The following is a 15039-nucleotide window of genomic DNA, read 5'->3' on the forward strand; positions in this document are numbered from 1 at the left end:
CGCCTGACAGCCGATGACGATGCTCTGCTGACACTTCGGCGAATCGCATATGAGCTGCGCCGATCTCAACCACGTCGGCTTTCGTGTCGTAGGCGCTGCTGAGGTGAGAGGAGGCTTAGTGTCGCTGCCGGGGACATGACGGTTAGGAGAACCGGTGGGCGCTGTGACGTTGCGGGCTGCTGTCTGGGGCGCTGCCGTGACGGTGGGACTGGTGGCCTGCGGCGGCAGCGGCGAGGAAGGGGCCGATACGGCCGTGGCCCCGACGACAGCCTCCCCGCCGGTGTCAGCGGGCAGCCCTTCCCCCTCGGCGACGACCGCGGCCGCGCCGCGCTCCTGCACCGCCACGCCTGTCGCGGCGAGCGGGTCCTTCCACCTCAAAGGCGTGCAGGTGGCTACGGACGCCACCACGGTGACGGTGACCTACCAGTGGTCGGGTATGGTGCCGCAGACCGGCGCGGTGCTGTGGTCGGTGACGGCCAGCGCCGCCGACGGCAGCCGTCCCCGCCGGCTCGGCTTCAAAATCATTGAGGGGCAGTCCTCGCTGTTCGTCTCCGGCTTTTCGGCCGGTCAATACGATGACTTTCTCAGCATCGCGGAAATGGAACCCCACCGGCTTGTCACCGAGTTCTCCGCCACCGCGGTGACCGACCTGGGTGCGGGCTGGCGCTGGCGCGCCACGCTCACCGTCGCAGGCACCGTCATCGACCAGTGCACCCCAGACTGATCACTGCCTGCGCACACCGCATCCTATGCAGGTGGTGAGGAGGACAACATGAGCGCATGGACTGGGCCTGCCGATTTCCCACTTGAGGGCCCCATGTTGGCGGTGCTGCATGGTGAGCTGGAACCGCACCCCTGGCGAGACTCATCGGCAGCCGCCGATGCGTACGGACTCTTCTCCGCTAGGTCGGAGGCGTTGGGATGGCTCACACCAGCCCGGCGGCGCCGGTGAGAACAGCCGTTTCCACTGTCATACGCCGGAGCGTGCCACATGCCACCGACGATCCCGGGCATGGGCAGGACCACGGAGCCGCCTCCCGAACAGGGCGGCTTCGCTTCGGCTTGATTCGTATGAAGCCTGCAGATCCTCGAGCCATCGAGAGGATCAGAAGCGGTTTGGCCGTAATAAACCGCCTGTGACCTGCGTACTGACACCTCGTGCAGATCCCTGCTGACATCCCGGTGCAGATGTGCACGATCTTAGCGACGGCTCGGGTGGACGCTGCTGAGTCAACTTGCGGGAATTGGCATTCTCGGTAGTTCTCAACATCTCGGCGGCACGCAACGGATCCCAATTAACGTTTTATAATTTCTAGAAAATGAAAATGGTAGGGTGGGCGGGTGGCCGAGAACGCGCGAGCAGATAACCGAGCAGGGGACAAGGGCACGGTGACGCCGTGCAAGCACTGCGGGACGCCGATCGAGCAGCGGCCCGGGCGGGGGCGGCCGCGCTCCTACTGCGCGCAAGGGGACTGCCAGGCGGCGGCCAAACGTGAGCGGGAGCTGCGGCGGGCCACGCCCGGACTGGAGGGCACGCTGGCGCGGGCCGAGGAGTTCTACGAACGCATGGAGAAGGGCATGGCCTCGGTCATCGAGCCGCTGGCGCGGGTGCTGGCCGAGGAGCTCAGCCCCGCCGGGGTGGAGGCCAAGCTCAGCGCGATGCAGGCCGAGGCGCACACCCGCGTGGCCATCGCACGCACCGAACGTGAACAGGCCTTCGAGCAGGTACGGCTGGCACGCGAGGCCACCGAACACGCCCGCCGCGAGCGCGACGACATGGCCCGCCAAATGGAGGAGGCCAACGCCGAACGCGACACCGCCCTGGCCGACGCCGAGACCGCGCGCGAGCAGGCGCTGGCAGCCCTGCGCGAGGCATCGGCCACCGAGCGCCGCGCCCGCAACGCCGAGGCCGAGGCCCGGCACCGGGCCGAACAGGCCGAGGCAGCCCGCGACGCCGCGGTGCGGGAACTGGCCGAGCGGGTCGAGGCAACCGAAAGATCAGCAGCCGAGCAGGTGCGGGCCGCCCGCGATCAGGCCGCCGAACTCGTCGCCGCGGCCGAGCGGCGCGCCGAAGAGGCCCACGCCCAAGCTGAGGAGCTGCGGCGCGACAGCGTCCAAGCGCTGGCCGAACGCGACAAGACCGTGATGGACCTGGCGCTGGCGCAGGCGCGCACCGCCGATCTGCGCCAGCAGATCGAGGCGCTGCGCGCTGAGAGCGCACGCCTGCTCGAGCGGGCGGTCTCGGCGGAACTGCGCGCCGGCGGCGCTCAGGGCCTGCAGTAACCGGGGGTCTGTCGCGTGGCAGTCGGGGGTCTCGCAGAAGGATCGGAACGAGTATCAACGGCAGGCGGGACCCGGCGGTGGAGGAGCGCAGCGAGCCGACGACGGGCGCGGCCGATCGCAACGATCACCCACGCCGATCGGTGCTCCGAGGAACACCGAGCAAGGCTTTCCGTTCGCATGCGCCTCAACCACCGAAACGGCGGTAGTGACGGCAGCTCAGGAAAGAGACTCACCGTTGTCTTGGCCCCTGCCCCGCTTGTCTCAGCAGTTACGTGGGTCAAGCGCAACGACAATCTCCAGTCGAACAGGCTGGCGCACGGCCGACTCCTGGCGCGTCGATGGCTGTGGGCAGCTGTACGGCTTCGGCGGCGGCCTGCCCGTGGCGGAGTTCGGCCTGCTTGGCGGCGAGCCGACTTGCGAGCCGGGGCCGCACCGGTCGAGCGGTTCACTGGCCGAGTGTGAATCCTCCGGTGATGGCCGCGGCCATGATCACCACCAGTACGCCTGCTGCGATCTTCATCGCCCTGGATTGCGCGATGAGGCCGAAGGAGACCAGCACGATGGCCGGGGTGAGCAGGACGAGGCTCATCAGCGGGATGGCCCTCCATACGCCTCGGGTGCCGGTAGGGATGACGTGGTCTCCTCGCGGGCCGATCGCGGCCGGGAATGTCTCGCCCACCTTCACATCCGCCACGGTCTGGATGACGATCGGCGCTCTGGCCGGGTCCTCGAACACGAACCAGGCCTCGCAGTCGCGGCGTGTGTCGCGTCTGTTGCGCTGGTACGTCTCACACGACAGGACGGTCGCGGTCCCGGGCGCGCCTTTCATGCCGAGCGCCGTCTGCAGCTCGGGCACGGTGGTGTCGAGGATGAGGAACGGAATTCCCAGCAGTCCGCCGAGCAGCATGAGAACCGAAAACGCAGGCAACAGGTTCGCGCGGATCCTGCCCCTCCACGAAGAGCCCTCCGCATCGAGGCCTTCCTCCTGCTCCTGTTTCTGCGCTTGAGCCTGCGCTCGGGCAGCCTCCCGCCGTTCCCGCGCTCCCGCGTACGCCCGAGCTGCTTCCCATCGCTGCCGTCTGGTACGGCGCTTGCGCGTCGTCTTCGCCACGATCAGATCATGGACGGCGGCCCTTGAGGGCTGGTTGGGACTGACTGGGGCGGTTCAGGAGGGAAAAACCGATGGATCCCGGGCCGCAGTACGGCACCGCCGGGATGCCGGCCCTCAAGTCGGCGCCCCGGCGGTGAACCTCGAACCTCTGCCTCCAAATGGCTCGGATGCCTGCCGCTACGCCCGAACGGCGCCCTCCAGCAGGCTCGGTGGCGGATCATCCAGCCGGCGGCACGGGCCCGCCACGCCAGCGCCCACAACGGCACCGGATCGGCCGAGTCCGGCAGGTTGTTGCGTCCGGCTACGTCGTCGTGCAGCTGGGCCTTCGACCAGGCGGTGGCGACTACCTCGTCCAGGCCGTCGCCGACCACCCGGGGGCAGCCGGTGAACCCGGCCTCGGCCAGGTGGCGCAGCAGCGCGTGAACGGTACCGGTCCAGGGCCGGGCCTCCCGCCTGACGGTCCGGCCGGTACGGATGACATGACTGGGTCCGCCCTCGGCCGAGCGCAGCGGCTCGAGGGATGATGCGAAGTGCACGGAGTTCTCCTCGTGTCAGCGCGGTAAGCGGTGAGAAAACGCCCATGAGGGCGCCGGCGAGCGGCGGGCGGGATTCACCCGCGGCCGCAAGTGACCGCCACGCAGCCGGGAGCGCCTGGATCCGGCCGAACTCCGGACCTTGAAAAAAGGGGGAGAAGGGGTCAGATCCCGGCGGGCTCGCCCGTCGTAGCGGCGCAGGCCACCTCGCTGAGGACCACGCACGTCATGCCGACCTCCTTGATCATCCGGACACGGGCGAGACTACCGGCCCCGCGCCCGGCCGTACCACCCGTTCTCCCTGCCCGCCCCAGCCCATCCGCCCGGATCCGTCCAGGTCAGCCCGCCTACGATTCGGCCGCGTCCTTCAGCCCGCTCACCCGCAGGGTGATGTTCAGCCGCCCGCCGCTCATGCCCAGCTCCGGATCGGCGGTCCCCGGATACACCTTCGGCACGCCGTGATAGGCCAGCCGGGAGGGACCGCCGAAGACGAACAGGTCACCGGAGGCCAGCTGCACATCGGTGTAGGGCCCGCCCCGGGAGGCGGGGGTGCCGAAGCGGAACAGGCAGCTGTCACCCAGGCTCAGCGACACCACCGGCGCCGCGCTCCTTTCGTCCTTGTCCTGGTGCATGCCCATCCGCGCGGAGGCGTCATAGAAGTTGATCAGCGCGACGTCGGGGGAGTAGCCCTCGGCGGCCGCACCCGCCTCGGGATCGTCTGCGCAGGCCTCGGCCACCGCCGCCCGTCCCAGCTCGGCCAGCCAGCCCGGCAAGGGCGCCACCGGCAACCCGCCGGCGTCCTCGGCGGTACGGCTGTAGCGGTAGGGCTGCCAGTGCCAACCCAGGCACACCGTCCGCACCGACATGAAATGCCCGCCGGGCATGCGGATCCTGCGCATCGGCACCGGCCCCGCCGCCCAACCCCGGCAGGCCCGCACCAGCTCACGCTGGCCCGGCAGGCTCAGCCAGCCGGGCACGTGCACCGCTCCGGGAGCGATGCGCCTGCGGGGCAGATCGAACAACGCACCCACCGCGGACCCTCCTGTCCCTCGGCTGTCCCTTCGGCGCCCGGCCTCGAGGCCTGCTCACCGGGCGCCGGACCTCACTTGCGCCGCTGAGTCCTACGGCGGGGCCGTACGCCCTGCGCCTGCTCACCGGCTGTCCGCCCCGCCTGCGCCTTGCCCGCCCGGGCCGGGCCCTGCCCGGGAGCGCGCCCGGCCGGCCAGTGCGCCGGCCGCACCAGCGACGGCGGCAGCTTCGTGGCGCCGTCGCCCTTGGCCGCGTTCACCTGCGCCTGGGTCAAGAAGATGCTGCCGGTCAGATCGGCGCCGCCGACATCGGCGCCCCGCAGGTCAGCCCCGATCAGGTCGGCCATCCGCAGGTCGGCGCCCCGCAGATCGGCACCGATCAGGTAGGCGCCGCGCAGGTTCGCCCCCCTCAGGTCGGCCCCCCTGAGCTTGGCGCCGATCAGGTCGGCGCCCCGGCGCTCCTTGCCGCGCTGCCCTGCCCGCACCAGCTCACTGGTGCGCAACAGCAGCTCGTTGACCTGCTGGCGGTGCGCGGCCACATCCACCTCCAGCAGGGCGGCCGCGTCCTGACGGGTCAGGTGCTCGGTCTCCTGCAGGGCCAGGCGCAGGCGCTCGTGCAGCGGCCGGGCCGCCTGCAGACGCAACGCCTGGCTGAGGTACCACAGCAGCTCGTGCAGCTGCCGCATGACGGGGAACACCTCGAACATCTGCTGCGCCGACTGCGGGAAGGCACGCCAGTCACGCCCGCCGAAGGTGACCTGGGAGACCTTCTGCCCGGCGCCGAAGCAGTCGTAGACGGTGCAGCCGGGAAAACCCTTCTGCCGCAGATCACGGTGGATGCCGCAGCGGAAGTCCTGCTGCAGGTTGAGGCAGGGCCGCCCGGCGGGCTTGTCGAGGGCGAAGTCCGCCGAGGCCGCGAACGGCAGCGCCACGCAGCACAGGGCGAAACAGCTGCCGCAGTCGGCGCGCAGATCCCCGTCCGCCTGATCCGCAACCCTCTGACCTGCTACTGCCTGACCTGTGACCGGGCCCGCCGCAGGGGATACGGCGCTCGAAACAGGATGCGCACGCTCGTGCTCACCGGACAATTGTGGGAGGTCTCCTGCCGCCTTGGGGGCATCGCTGCTCGATATGACGCCTTCGAGGGTACCCGCGGGCCCGCCGCACGCCGAAGCGGCCGACTGCGCACCACCGGTCCCGTACAGCGCCGGTTCCGTACAGCGCCGCCGGTCCCGTACAGCCCGGGGGAGTGGCACCCCACAGAGCCGTCTCAGATAACAGAGCCGTCTCAGATATGAGATATATTCTCCGATGTGAGAAACGGTGAAGAACCCGCCGACGACCCACCCCCGCAGCCACCCGCCCCACCCGACCCGGTCGAGACCCGCCTGGCCACCCGCCTGGCCCAGCTGCGCACCGAACGCGGCTGGTCGCTGGAGGAGTTGTCCGCGCGCACCGCGGTGAGCCGCTCGACCCTCTCACGCCTCGAACGCGGACAGATCAGCCCCACCGCGGCACTGCTGAACCGGCTGTGCGCCGCATACGAACGCACCATGTCCAGGCTCCTGGCCGAAGTCGAATCCGAACCCCCGCAACTGGTATCCGCCGACCAGCAGAGCATCTGGCGCGACGACGCCTCCAAGTTCACCCGACGCTCGGTCTCCCCACCCCATCCGGGCCTGCGCGCCGAACTCGTCGAAGGCACCCTGCACCCCGGAGCCGACATCTCCTACCGGCAACCACCCATACCCGGCCTGGAACAGCACATCTGGATGCTGCAGGGCACAGCAGAGATCACCGCCGACGGCCACACCTACGAACTGCGCACCGGAGACTGCCTGCGCTTTCGCCTGTGGGGCCCCTCACGCTTCCGCTGCCTGGGCTCCGAACCCGCCCGCTACGCCCTGGTGGTCGTCCCCCCATGACCAGTCAAGCAACCCGCCCCGGAGCCCCGCCCATGCACACCACACCCACCACGCACATCATCACCCGCCTGTCGGCCGACGACTTCCACGACAACCTCCACGGCCTGGCCACCCTCCTGGCCGACGTCGTCAGCGACGGCGCCTCCCTGGGCTTTCTGACCCCCTTCGACCACGCCGCCGCCTCAACCTGGTGGAGCAAACACGCACCCGCCGTCGCCGAAGGCAGCCTCATCATCTGGACCGCCCACCACGACGGCCGCACCGAGGCCACCATCAGCCTCGCCTTCGAACCCAAACCCAACGGCCGCCACCGCGCCGAAATCCTCAAACTGATGGTCCACCCCCGCGCCCGCGGCCACGGCCTGGCCCGCGCACTCCTGACCACCGCCGAACAGGCCGCCGCCCAGGCCGGAGCCCACCTGCTGCTACTCGACACCGAAACCGGCAGCCCGGCCGAGCACCTCTACCACGCCACCGGCTGGACCCGATACGGCATAGTGCCCGGCTACGCCACCGACCCCTCCGGCGTCCTGCGCGACTGCAGCTTCTTCTACAAGCGGCTGACCCCCACCCCAGACAGATGACCACGCCCGCACAAACCGCACCCGACGGCCCGCGACACCGCCACTAGGGTGGGGAAGCACCCCCGGCCAGACCCCCTGCAACCACGGAACCCCCACCCGAAAGGACCGTCCATGACACGACTGCACACCTACGACACCGTCGTGACCTGGACCGGCGACCGCGGCACCGGAACCAGCGGATACCGCGCCTACTCCCGCGACCACGACCTGCACGCCCAGGGACGCACCCCCATCGCCGGCAGTTCCGACCCCGCCTTCCGCGGCGACGACACCCGCTGGAACCCCGAACAACTCCTGGTCGGCTCACTGTCACAGTGCCACATGCTGTGGTACCTGCACCTGTGCGCCGAAAACGGCGTCATCGTCACCGCCTACACCGACCACGCCACCGGCACCATGGCCGAAAACGGCGACGGCGGCCACTTCACCGAGGTCACCCTGCACCCCCACGTCACCGTCGCCTCACCCGAGATGACCGAGACCGCCACCCGCCTGCACGCCGACGCCCACCGCGCCTGCTTCATCGCCCGCTCGGTCAACTTCCCCGTGCGGCACGAACCCGCCGTCACCGTCGCCCGCACCCACCAGCAGGCCTGAGGCACCGAGCCGGCGACCCGACACCTGCTCAGCGGCGATCACAATGAAGTGATCCCTGCTGCCAGGAGCCCACGGCACCAACGGCAACCCCTCGAAACGAGCGATCTCCACCGGATCCTCCACCGCCCGTGCCTGCCCCACCACCGTCACCGACCACCCCACCCGCGCCGAAGCGTCGAAATCATCGGCCTCGAACGCCACCACCGTCCGGCGCGTGGCCACAGCCAGCTTCGAGCCCACCGTCGTACGGATGACGATGTCGTGGCCGTCCAAACAGAAATTGACCGGCTGAACCGCCGGCAGCGCACGATCGGTGAAAACGATCCGCCCGATCGGAACAGCCGCCAGCAGACGCAGACAGTCATCGCGGGACAGGACCTGCAGCCCAGCTGAGTCAAGTTTCATACCATCCAGGTTCGCCCACCGCTCACCTGCGACGTCAGGGACGAAAGTCCCCTCCTGACCCGAGATCGACCCTGCCCCCCACCGGCCGGAAGACCCCGCCCACACCCGGAGCACGCGACCCGAACGGCGCGATCCGCGCGGTCCGCCAGCGCGGACTGCGCGTGCCCGAGGACATCTCGGTGGTCGGCTTCGACGACTCGCTGTTCACCCCCTACCTCGACCCGCCGCTGACCACGATCAGGCAGCCGGTGCGCGAGATGAGCCTGGCCGCGGTGGGCACCTTGCTGGACGAGATGGGCGCCGCGGCACCTGCGGCACCCGCACCGAGCTGCTCTACCGTCCCGAACTCGTCGTGCGCAACAGCACGGCTCCGGTGAGCGCCCGCTGACACCCGCCTCACCGGCGGCCGACCACAACGACGTCATCCGGTTGACCCCTCGGATGGAGCCGTGGCCGCCGGGCAGGGTGGGGAGCGTGCGGGTGGCCCCGAGCGGATCGGCGAGGAATCCCAACCGGGTGGGACCGGCGAAGCGCGCCGGCCCATCCGGCGATCGGCAGGTCGATCACGCCGATGGTGCGAATCAAGGCACGAGTCACGTCACGAGCCCGATCAGCGGCCGCTTTCGGCGGCGGTCGGCGATCGCGCCACCCGGCGGCGCCGATGGACCGCTGTCCCGTCATGCCGATCACGAATCGTATCCCGGGAGCGACACAGCCGGAGGTGAGTGCCATCCGACGGACTTCACCAGGATTGAGAATCAGTCTGCGAAAGGCCTTCCCGAAACGTCTCTATGATCCATGTCACATAACACTCCGCCACTTCCGGCCCCGGCGCGGACCGGCACTTCCAGAAACCTTTTGCCGCTCTCTGTCACACGGCGAAAACAAATGGTAGCCAGTAAGATTCAGAAATTTTCCGCAAGCTCTTGCAGAAATAGGAGGCCGCAGGCAAGACTCATGACCGCAAGGAGCTCCGCGCGCCCGGGGGACGCCGCCGCCGCAGCATCGGCGTCCCCGGTTGTTCTTATCCGTCAAGAACAAAGGAGAAGTGGTGTTCCCGCATTCGACCGGACACGCACCCCCGACCCCCCGGGCCGCCCACGCCCGACGGGCATTCGGGCTGCTGGCCGCCCTCGTCGCCGCGCTGGCCTGCATGGCCCTTCCCGCAGGAGCCGCGAGCGCGAGCACGAATACAAGCACGGTCACCTTCACCGTCGAGGCCGCCACCCACCTGGGACAAAATGTCTTCGTGGTGGGAAGCGCCCCGCAGCTCGGCGCCTGGAACCCCGCAGCGGCGGTGGCGCTGTCGCCAGCGGACTATCCCCGCTGGCGGGCCTCCGTCACTCTGCCCGGCGGCACCGCCGTGCAGTACAAGTACATCAAGAAGGACTCCGCCGGTACCGTCACCTGGGAGTCCAGCCCCAACCGCACCTTCACCACCCCCGCGGCGGACACGGTGACCCGCAACGACGTGTGGGCCCAGGGCGCGCCCGGACAGGTCGCCGCCTCCTTCAACGTGGAGGCGGGCACCGCCTTCGGCCAGAACGTCTTCGTGGTCGGCAACCTGCCCGAACTCGGCGCCTGGGACCCCGCCAAGGCCCTGCGGCTGTCGGCCGGCGACTACCCCGTGTGGCGCGGAGCCCTTCTCCTGCCGCCCAACACCGCCGTCGCGTTCAAGTACATCAAAAAGAACCCCGACGGCTCCGTCATCTGGGAGTCCGACCCCGACCGGACATTCACCACTCCTCCCACCGGAACCGCTAGCAGGAACGACTCCTGGCGATGACAGGGAAATGACGGGAAAATGACGACTGGATGACGGCGCGGCCGCGCGGGGATCCGTTCACCGGAAATCACCGCGCGGCCGCTTTTCCGTGTGTACGACCGCGTCACCGGAAAAGGCGCAACCGGCACGGAGATTCGATGTGCCCCGTCTTCCGTGGAGTCGCTTCGGTTGACTTGTGTGCCATTGAGGTGATCTCAGCGAATTGCCGGTAGGTGGCCGTGTTCAAAATGGGTGAGGACAGTGCTGCGCGGGTGATGCCGCCGATTCGGCTGGGGCTGACGGTGATGTGCTGCAGGGTCCGCCAGCGGCCTTTGAGCAGGGCGAATCCGCGTTCGCCGAGACAGCGCAGGGCGCGTAGGAGTCGGTTGCCGGGGCTGAGGACCTGGTTGTCTGCGGGCTGTTTGATCGGGGTGTGGATGCCGATTCCGGCGCCGTCGGCCGCGAGCTCCCAGTTTGGGCAGAAGGCGGCTCCGGCAGGGTGGAGGAACTGGAAACGCGCGATGTTGATGGGGCCTGAACGATGGTGCTCGTAGACGGGCCAGTACATGGCACGACCCCGCCGGTTGACGGCCAGCAGGTCCATGCGGCCGTTGCGGATGATGGCCGGGGCGTCGGTCATCGCATCCAGCATGCGCTGCAGCCCGGGCCGCACCTTCACCGCCCGGCGGTGGGAGCGCGGCCGGGCACTGGCGGCACGGGCCAGGTCGAACAGGTGGGCGCGTTCGGCGTCATCGAGCTGCAGCGCCCGGGCGACGGCGTTCAGGACGTCGTCGGACACGCCGCTGATGTGGCCTTTCTCCAGACGGGTGTACCGGTCGATGCTCACCCCCGCCAGGACGGCGACTTCCTCGCGTCGCAGTCCGGGCACCCGGCGGCGCCCGCCGGGGGCCAGCCCGGCCTGCTGCGGGGTGATCTTGGCGCGTCGGCTGGTCAGGAAGTCGCAGCTCTCGTTGCGGTTGTCCACCTTCCTCACTGTAGGCAGCGGTCACAGGCGCAAGGGGGTGGAGGTCGTCCCCCCGATAAACGCGCCCTCCCGCGCGTGCGAGGAAGCCGGTTTCCTGGGTGTTGTCATGCGACGGACGGCATGCGCCGTCACCGGCTGGGCATCACCTGGACTGGTTGAGCAAGCCAGTGCACCGCCCCACAGCAGGGGGCGATGCGCTGCAGCACCCGCCGCCGGAGCCCGGCGGCCCGCGAGCCGGCCGGTCCACGACCCCAGCTGGTGTTTCTGACATTTTCCGAAGGAGATCCACGATGCGTGGAGCAGTGCTGTACGCCCCGGGCGACGTGCGTGTCGAGGACCGCGCCGATCCGACGATCATCGAGCCGACCGACGCGATCATCAAGGTCGCGGCGGCGTGCGTATGCGGCTCGGACCTGTGGCCCTATCGCGGCATCCAGCCGGTGACCGAGCCCAGCCCCATGGGTCATGAGTACGTCGGCGTCGTGGAGGAGGTCGGCAGCGCTGTCCGCACCCTTGCCCCCGGCCAATTTGTCGTCGGCTCGTTCTTCGCCTCCGACAACACCTGCGAGATCTGCCGGGCCGGCTACCAGTCCCGCTGCGTGCACGCCGTACCGGTGGGCGCGATCGGCACCCAGGCCCAGTACGCCCGTATCCCGCTGGCCGACGGCACGCTGGTGGCCACCCCCGCCACGCCCGAGCCCGACCTGATCCCGAGCCTGCTGGCCGCCTCCGACGTGCTGGGCACCGGCTGGTTCGCCGCCGTGGCCGCCGAAGCGGCGCCGGGCAAGACGGTGGCGGTCGTCGGTGACGGCGCGGTCGGCCTGCTCGGCGTGCTGGCCGCCAAGCAACTGGGCGCCGAGAGGATCGTCATCTTCAGCCGGCACGCCGACCGGCAGAAGCTCGCCATCGACTTCGGCGCCACCGACGTCATCGCCGAGCGCGGCGATGCGGGCGTGGCCCACCTTAAGGAGCTGACCGGCGGCCTGGGCGCGCACAGCGTGATCGAGGCGGTCGGCACCCAGGAGTCGATGATGCAGGCCATCGGCGCCACCCGTCCCGGCGGGCACGTCGGCTACGTGGGCGTCACCCACGGCGTCCAGCTGCCCGGCATGGAGCTGTTCTTCTCCGGGGTGCACCTGCACGGCGGCCCGGCCCCGGTGCGCCGCTTCCTGCCCGAGCTCATCGACCTGGTCTGGAAGCGAGAGATCGACCCCGGCAAGGTCTTCGATCTGACCCTGCCCCTGGAGCAGGCCGCCGAGGGCTACGCGGCGATGGATGAACGCCGCGCCATCAAGACGCTGCTGACCCTCTGACCTCTTGGCCCTTTGCTCTCCGCCCGGCCAAGCCGGCCCGGGCGGAGCAGCAAGAACGCCCTCTGCAGCAGCGCACACGGCACCCACCTGTCCCTCAGGCAGCCACCCATGTCTGCGAACGTCACCACCAGGCGACAGCGTTGAACCCGACCTACGACTTCACCGGCCAGGTCGCCTTCGTCACCGGAGCCGGCCCCGGGATGGGCCTGGCCACCGCCCGCGCCTTCGCCCGCGCAGGGGCTGCCGTCGCCCTCACCGACATCAACGAGACAGCCCTGGCCGTCGCAACGAAGGAGCTCACCGGCGCGGGCTACCGCGTGCTCGCCCTCGCCTGCGACGTCAGTGACGAAAGCCAGGTCGCCGCCGCCATCGACCGCACCGTCACCACCTTCGGCCGCCCGGACATGGCATTCAACAACGCGGGTGTCCAAATCCCGCCCAGCGACGCCGCCGAGGAGGCCCTCGAGGAGATCACCCAAGCCGTTTTGTGGCTGTGCAGCCCCGGAGCCAGCTTCGTCATCGGCGTCGCCCTTCCTGTCGACGGCGGCTACGTCGCCCGCTGACCGGCCGCTCGCCTCATGTCCGTCACCGAGGGCATCGAGATGGCCAGGTCCGAGGCTGCCCGCGCTGTCGGCGTCGGCATCGCCACCCTCTTTTACCGTTTTCCCGCCCACGACGGCCTGCCGGACGCGGTGCTCGCCGACGCCGTGGGGGCCGCACTGGCCGAGGCCCGGCATTGCTGACAACAAGTCCGCGCACCCACTGACATCAAGTGGCTCTGGCCCACTTTCGATGACGTGGTAACAGAGGATGAGGCAGGGGGCGGCTGGAGGGCAGCAGGCGAACTGATAGGGCGTTAGAGGCGGTCTGGTGGTGTTCCACAGGCCGGCTGTCTCACTCAGGGTCACCTCGTCATCGAAAGTGGGCCAGAGCCCATCAAGTCCGCGCGCAACACGCAGCAGCACCACCTGGCTGGCGTAGGCGATCAGGCGGTGGCAGCGCCAGCAGGGCGCCCCGGTGGTTCGCCAGATCGTCACCGACTGTTCTGGCGGCCTCGCCCTTATCGCGCTGCTGGCTGCTGCCGATGTTGGTGCAGGCCAAGTGCGCACGGCGGCGCGGCGTCGGGCGCAGTCCGCCCAAACGGCCCTATCGTGATCGTCACACCTGGCCCTGGGCACGCCGTCACCGCGGCGGCGAAGGAGCATGCAATTGCCCCCCGACCACGACCCGCCCCTCCTGGCCGAGATGCGCCCTTGTAGAAAGGCCTCGCCATGCGCCGAGCCCTCCTCGCCACGTGACCAGCGCCGTCAGGATGAAAACAGCTCAGTCTCTGACAAACGTCCGGACACATTTAATGGTCAGCCTCGGTGGTGCTCCCGCATCTCGCCAGGTCCTGACGTGCTGAAGCATTCTGACCAACGATCCCTATAGCGTAATCCGTTTAATACGGTCGGTAACTATTCCCACCTTTTGGCACGGGCGCCCATTGACACGTTCCAATATCTCGACAGAGGGTGATACTGCATATTCCCAGCGTGATGGTGGTGATAAGCATGGTCCGGCGGATTCTCCTCGCGCTCACCTCCCTGATCTCCGCTGGGGCCGCCGTCACTGTTCCGTCGGCTTCGGCTACCGCTGCCAAGGAACACGGCGCGATTGCCTTTTCCCCCAGCAAAGGGATCTTCGTAGGAACGCTCGACGACACTGCGAGCGGAGCCGTCACCAAGGCAGCCAAGCAGTGCCATAAATGGGCACGCTCCGGCGACTGCCAGACTGTCATCCGCTTCAGCAACGGCTACGGGGCTCTGGCCACTCCTGGCGGATCCAACGTCGGCTACGGCTCCGGCTGGGGCTCCACCCAAGCAGACGCCGACGCCGAGGCGGTCCGCGTATGCACAGAAGACGGAAACTCCGGCTGCTACGTGGTAAAACGTCTCGCCGCCGGGAGCCCTTCCGATGCGGCTGAAGGAGCTGGCCTTGGCCGCGTCTGCTTCTTCCGGGCCCTTCCCACACAGACCCCATTACATGGGATCATTGGACATATAGGGTGGGCCTACAGGGATAACAACCGAGCCGCCAATCCATGGACCATAGGGGCAACTGAACAGCTCGAGGGAAACCCTGAAGAGCCAGGCAATGCGGAGGTCGAATCGTGGACCGCTGCCAACCTGAGCTGGAAGCAAGTACTCAAGAAATTCCGGACTGGCGGCCACTTCGCCGACAAGATTCGCAAACTGCTCAACGGAAAGCAATACTACCAGGCGTATCGTTGCCTCGACACGCTATCCGCTTCTCCACAAGCCGCCAAAAACAAGTATGAAGACCTCAAAAAGGGCTATCACCTGCTCACCGACAATTGCCTGACCAAAGCCGTAGCGATCCTTCGCGCGTACGGAGCTGACCTCCCCTCGGCAAGAGCCGGGCTCACCCAGATCAGCAGCACACCCAACTACTACTTCAACACGAAGATCAGCAAATACGGCTTCCTTCCCTCCACTCCTCTCTAGGTG

Annotated in this window: 15 protein-coding genes and 1 pseudogene; 11 read left to right on the forward strand and 5 right to left on the reverse strand. The window is 68.7% G+C overall.

Annotated features, from left to right (window positions below; genetic code table 11):
* Nucleotides 1-154: 154 nt before the first annotated feature.
* Both Psi01_RS40365 and Psi01_RS40370 read left to right on the forward strand, forming a co-directional pair.
* Complete coding sequence (locus tag Psi01_RS40365) at nucleotides 155-724, forward strand: hypothetical protein (RefSeq protein ID WP_204069485.1); 570 nt, start codon at nucleotides 155-157, stop codon at nucleotides 722-724.
* A 617-nt stretch (nucleotides 725-1341) separates the two neighbouring features.
* Nucleotides 1342-2283, forward strand: a complete 942-nt coding sequence (locus tag Psi01_RS40370; protein WP_239128399.1) for a coiled-coil domain-containing protein — start codon at nucleotides 1342-1344, stop codon at nucleotides 2281-2283.
* A gap of 445 nt (nucleotides 2284-2728) precedes the next feature.
* Here Psi01_RS40370 and Psi01_RS40375 read toward each other — a convergent pair whose 3' ends face one another.
* The 3 genes from Psi01_RS40375 to Psi01_RS40385 all read right to left on the reverse strand — a co-directional run bounded on the left by Psi01_RS40375 (nucleotide 2729) and on the right by Psi01_RS40385 (nucleotide 5887).
* Nucleotides 2729-3394, reverse strand: coding sequence for a hypothetical protein (locus Psi01_RS40375; protein ID WP_204069486.1), 666 nt, complete (start codon nucleotides 3392-3394; stop codon nucleotides 2729-2731).
* Nucleotides 3395-4274: 880 nt separating this feature from the next.
* Nucleotides 4275-4958, reverse strand: a complete 684-nt coding sequence (locus tag Psi01_RS40380) for an alpha-ketoglutarate-dependent dioxygenase AlkB family protein (RefSeq protein ID WP_204069487.1) — start codon at nucleotides 4956-4958, stop codon at nucleotides 4275-4277.
* Nucleotides 4959-5029: 71 nt separating this feature from the next.
* Entirely contained in the window at nucleotides 5030-5887 is an 858-nt protein-coding gene (locus Psi01_RS40385; protein ID WP_204069488.1) for a pentapeptide repeat-containing protein, read from the reverse strand.
* Between the two features lie 381 nt (nucleotides 5888-6268).
* On the opposite strand from Psi01_RS40385, the gene Psi01_RS40390 reads away from it, so the two are divergent.
* The 3 genes from Psi01_RS40390 to Psi01_RS43865 all read left to right on the forward strand — a co-directional run bounded on the left by Psi01_RS40390 (nucleotide 6269) and on the right by Psi01_RS43865 (nucleotide 8061).
* A complete protein-coding gene (locus Psi01_RS40390; RefSeq protein ID WP_204069489.1) occupies nucleotides 6269-6880 on the forward strand; it encodes a helix-turn-helix domain-containing protein in 612 nt (203 codons plus the stop codon).
* Nucleotides 6881-6912: 32 nt separating this feature from the next.
* Complete coding sequence (locus Psi01_RS40395) at nucleotides 6913-7464, forward strand: GNAT family N-acetyltransferase (protein WP_204069490.1); 552 nt, start codon at nucleotides 6913-6915, stop codon at nucleotides 7462-7464.
* Between the two features lie 111 nt (nucleotides 7465-7575).
* Nucleotides 7576-8061, forward strand: coding sequence for an OsmC family protein (locus tag Psi01_RS43865; RefSeq protein ID WP_239128400.1), 486 nt, complete (start codon nucleotides 7576-7578; stop codon nucleotides 8059-8061).
* A 21-nt stretch (nucleotides 8062-8082) separates the two neighbouring features.
* On the opposite strand, the pseudogene Psi01_RS40400 reads toward Psi01_RS43865, so the two are convergent.
* Nucleotides 8083-8466, reverse strand: a pseudogene (locus tag Psi01_RS40400) (pyridoxamine 5'-phosphate oxidase family protein); the annotation flags it as partial.
* A gap of 161 nt (nucleotides 8467-8627) precedes the next feature.
* Here Psi01_RS40400 and Psi01_RS40405 point away from each other — a divergent pair.
* A complete protein-coding gene (locus Psi01_RS40405; protein ID WP_373872545.1) occupies nucleotides 8628-8843 on the forward strand; it encodes a substrate-binding domain-containing protein in 216 nt (71 codons plus the stop codon).
* A gap of 674 nt (nucleotides 8844-9517) precedes the next feature.
* Nucleotides 9518-10252: a CBM20 domain-containing protein gene (locus Psi01_RS43870; protein ID WP_239128401.1), complete on the forward strand. Its 735-nt coding sequence runs from the start codon at nucleotides 9518-9520 to the stop codon at nucleotides 10250-10252.
* A gap of 103 nt (nucleotides 10253-10355) precedes the next feature.
* On the opposite strand, the gene Psi01_RS40415 is transcribed toward Psi01_RS43870, so the two are convergent.
* Complete coding sequence (locus Psi01_RS40415) at nucleotides 10356-11216, reverse strand: MmyB family transcriptional regulator (RefSeq protein ID WP_204069492.1); 861 nt, start codon at nucleotides 11214-11216, stop codon at nucleotides 10356-10358.
* A 290-nt stretch (nucleotides 11217-11506) separates the two neighbouring features.
* Here Psi01_RS40415 and Psi01_RS40420 point away from each other — a divergent pair, with 290 nt between their 5' ends.
* The 4 genes from Psi01_RS40420 to Psi01_RS40435 all read left to right on the forward strand — a co-directional run bounded on the left by Psi01_RS40420 (nucleotide 11507) and on the right by Psi01_RS40435 (nucleotide 15036).
* The gene (locus Psi01_RS40420; RefSeq protein ID WP_204069493.1) at nucleotides 11507-12529 is read left to right on the forward strand and encodes a zinc-dependent alcohol dehydrogenase family protein; all 1023 of its coding nucleotides are present in this window, start codon (nucleotides 11507-11509) and stop codon (nucleotides 12527-12529) included.
* Nucleotides 12530-12669: 140 nt separating this feature from the next.
* Nucleotides 12670-13092: an SDR family oxidoreductase gene (locus Psi01_RS40425; RefSeq protein WP_204069494.1), complete on the forward strand. Its 423-nt coding sequence runs from the start codon at nucleotides 12670-12672 to the stop codon at nucleotides 13090-13092.
* Between the two features lie 15 nt (nucleotides 13093-13107).
* On the forward strand, nucleotides 13108-13272 hold the full coding sequence (locus tag Psi01_RS40430) for a hypothetical protein (RefSeq protein ID WP_204069495.1): 165 nt from the start codon (nucleotides 13108-13110) through the stop codon (nucleotides 13270-13272).
* Nucleotides 13273-14067: 795 nt separating this feature from the next.
* A complete protein-coding gene (locus tag Psi01_RS40435; protein WP_239128404.1) occupies nucleotides 14068-15036 on the forward strand; it encodes a DUF4189 domain-containing protein in 969 nt (322 codons plus the stop codon).
* Nucleotides 15037-15039: the final 3 nt, after the last annotated feature.

Source organism: Paraplanobispora siamensis (genome assembly GCF_016863175.1).
Classification (GTDB): Bacteria; Actinomycetota; Actinomycetes; order Streptosporangiales; family Streptosporangiaceae; genus Planobispora; species Planobispora siamensis.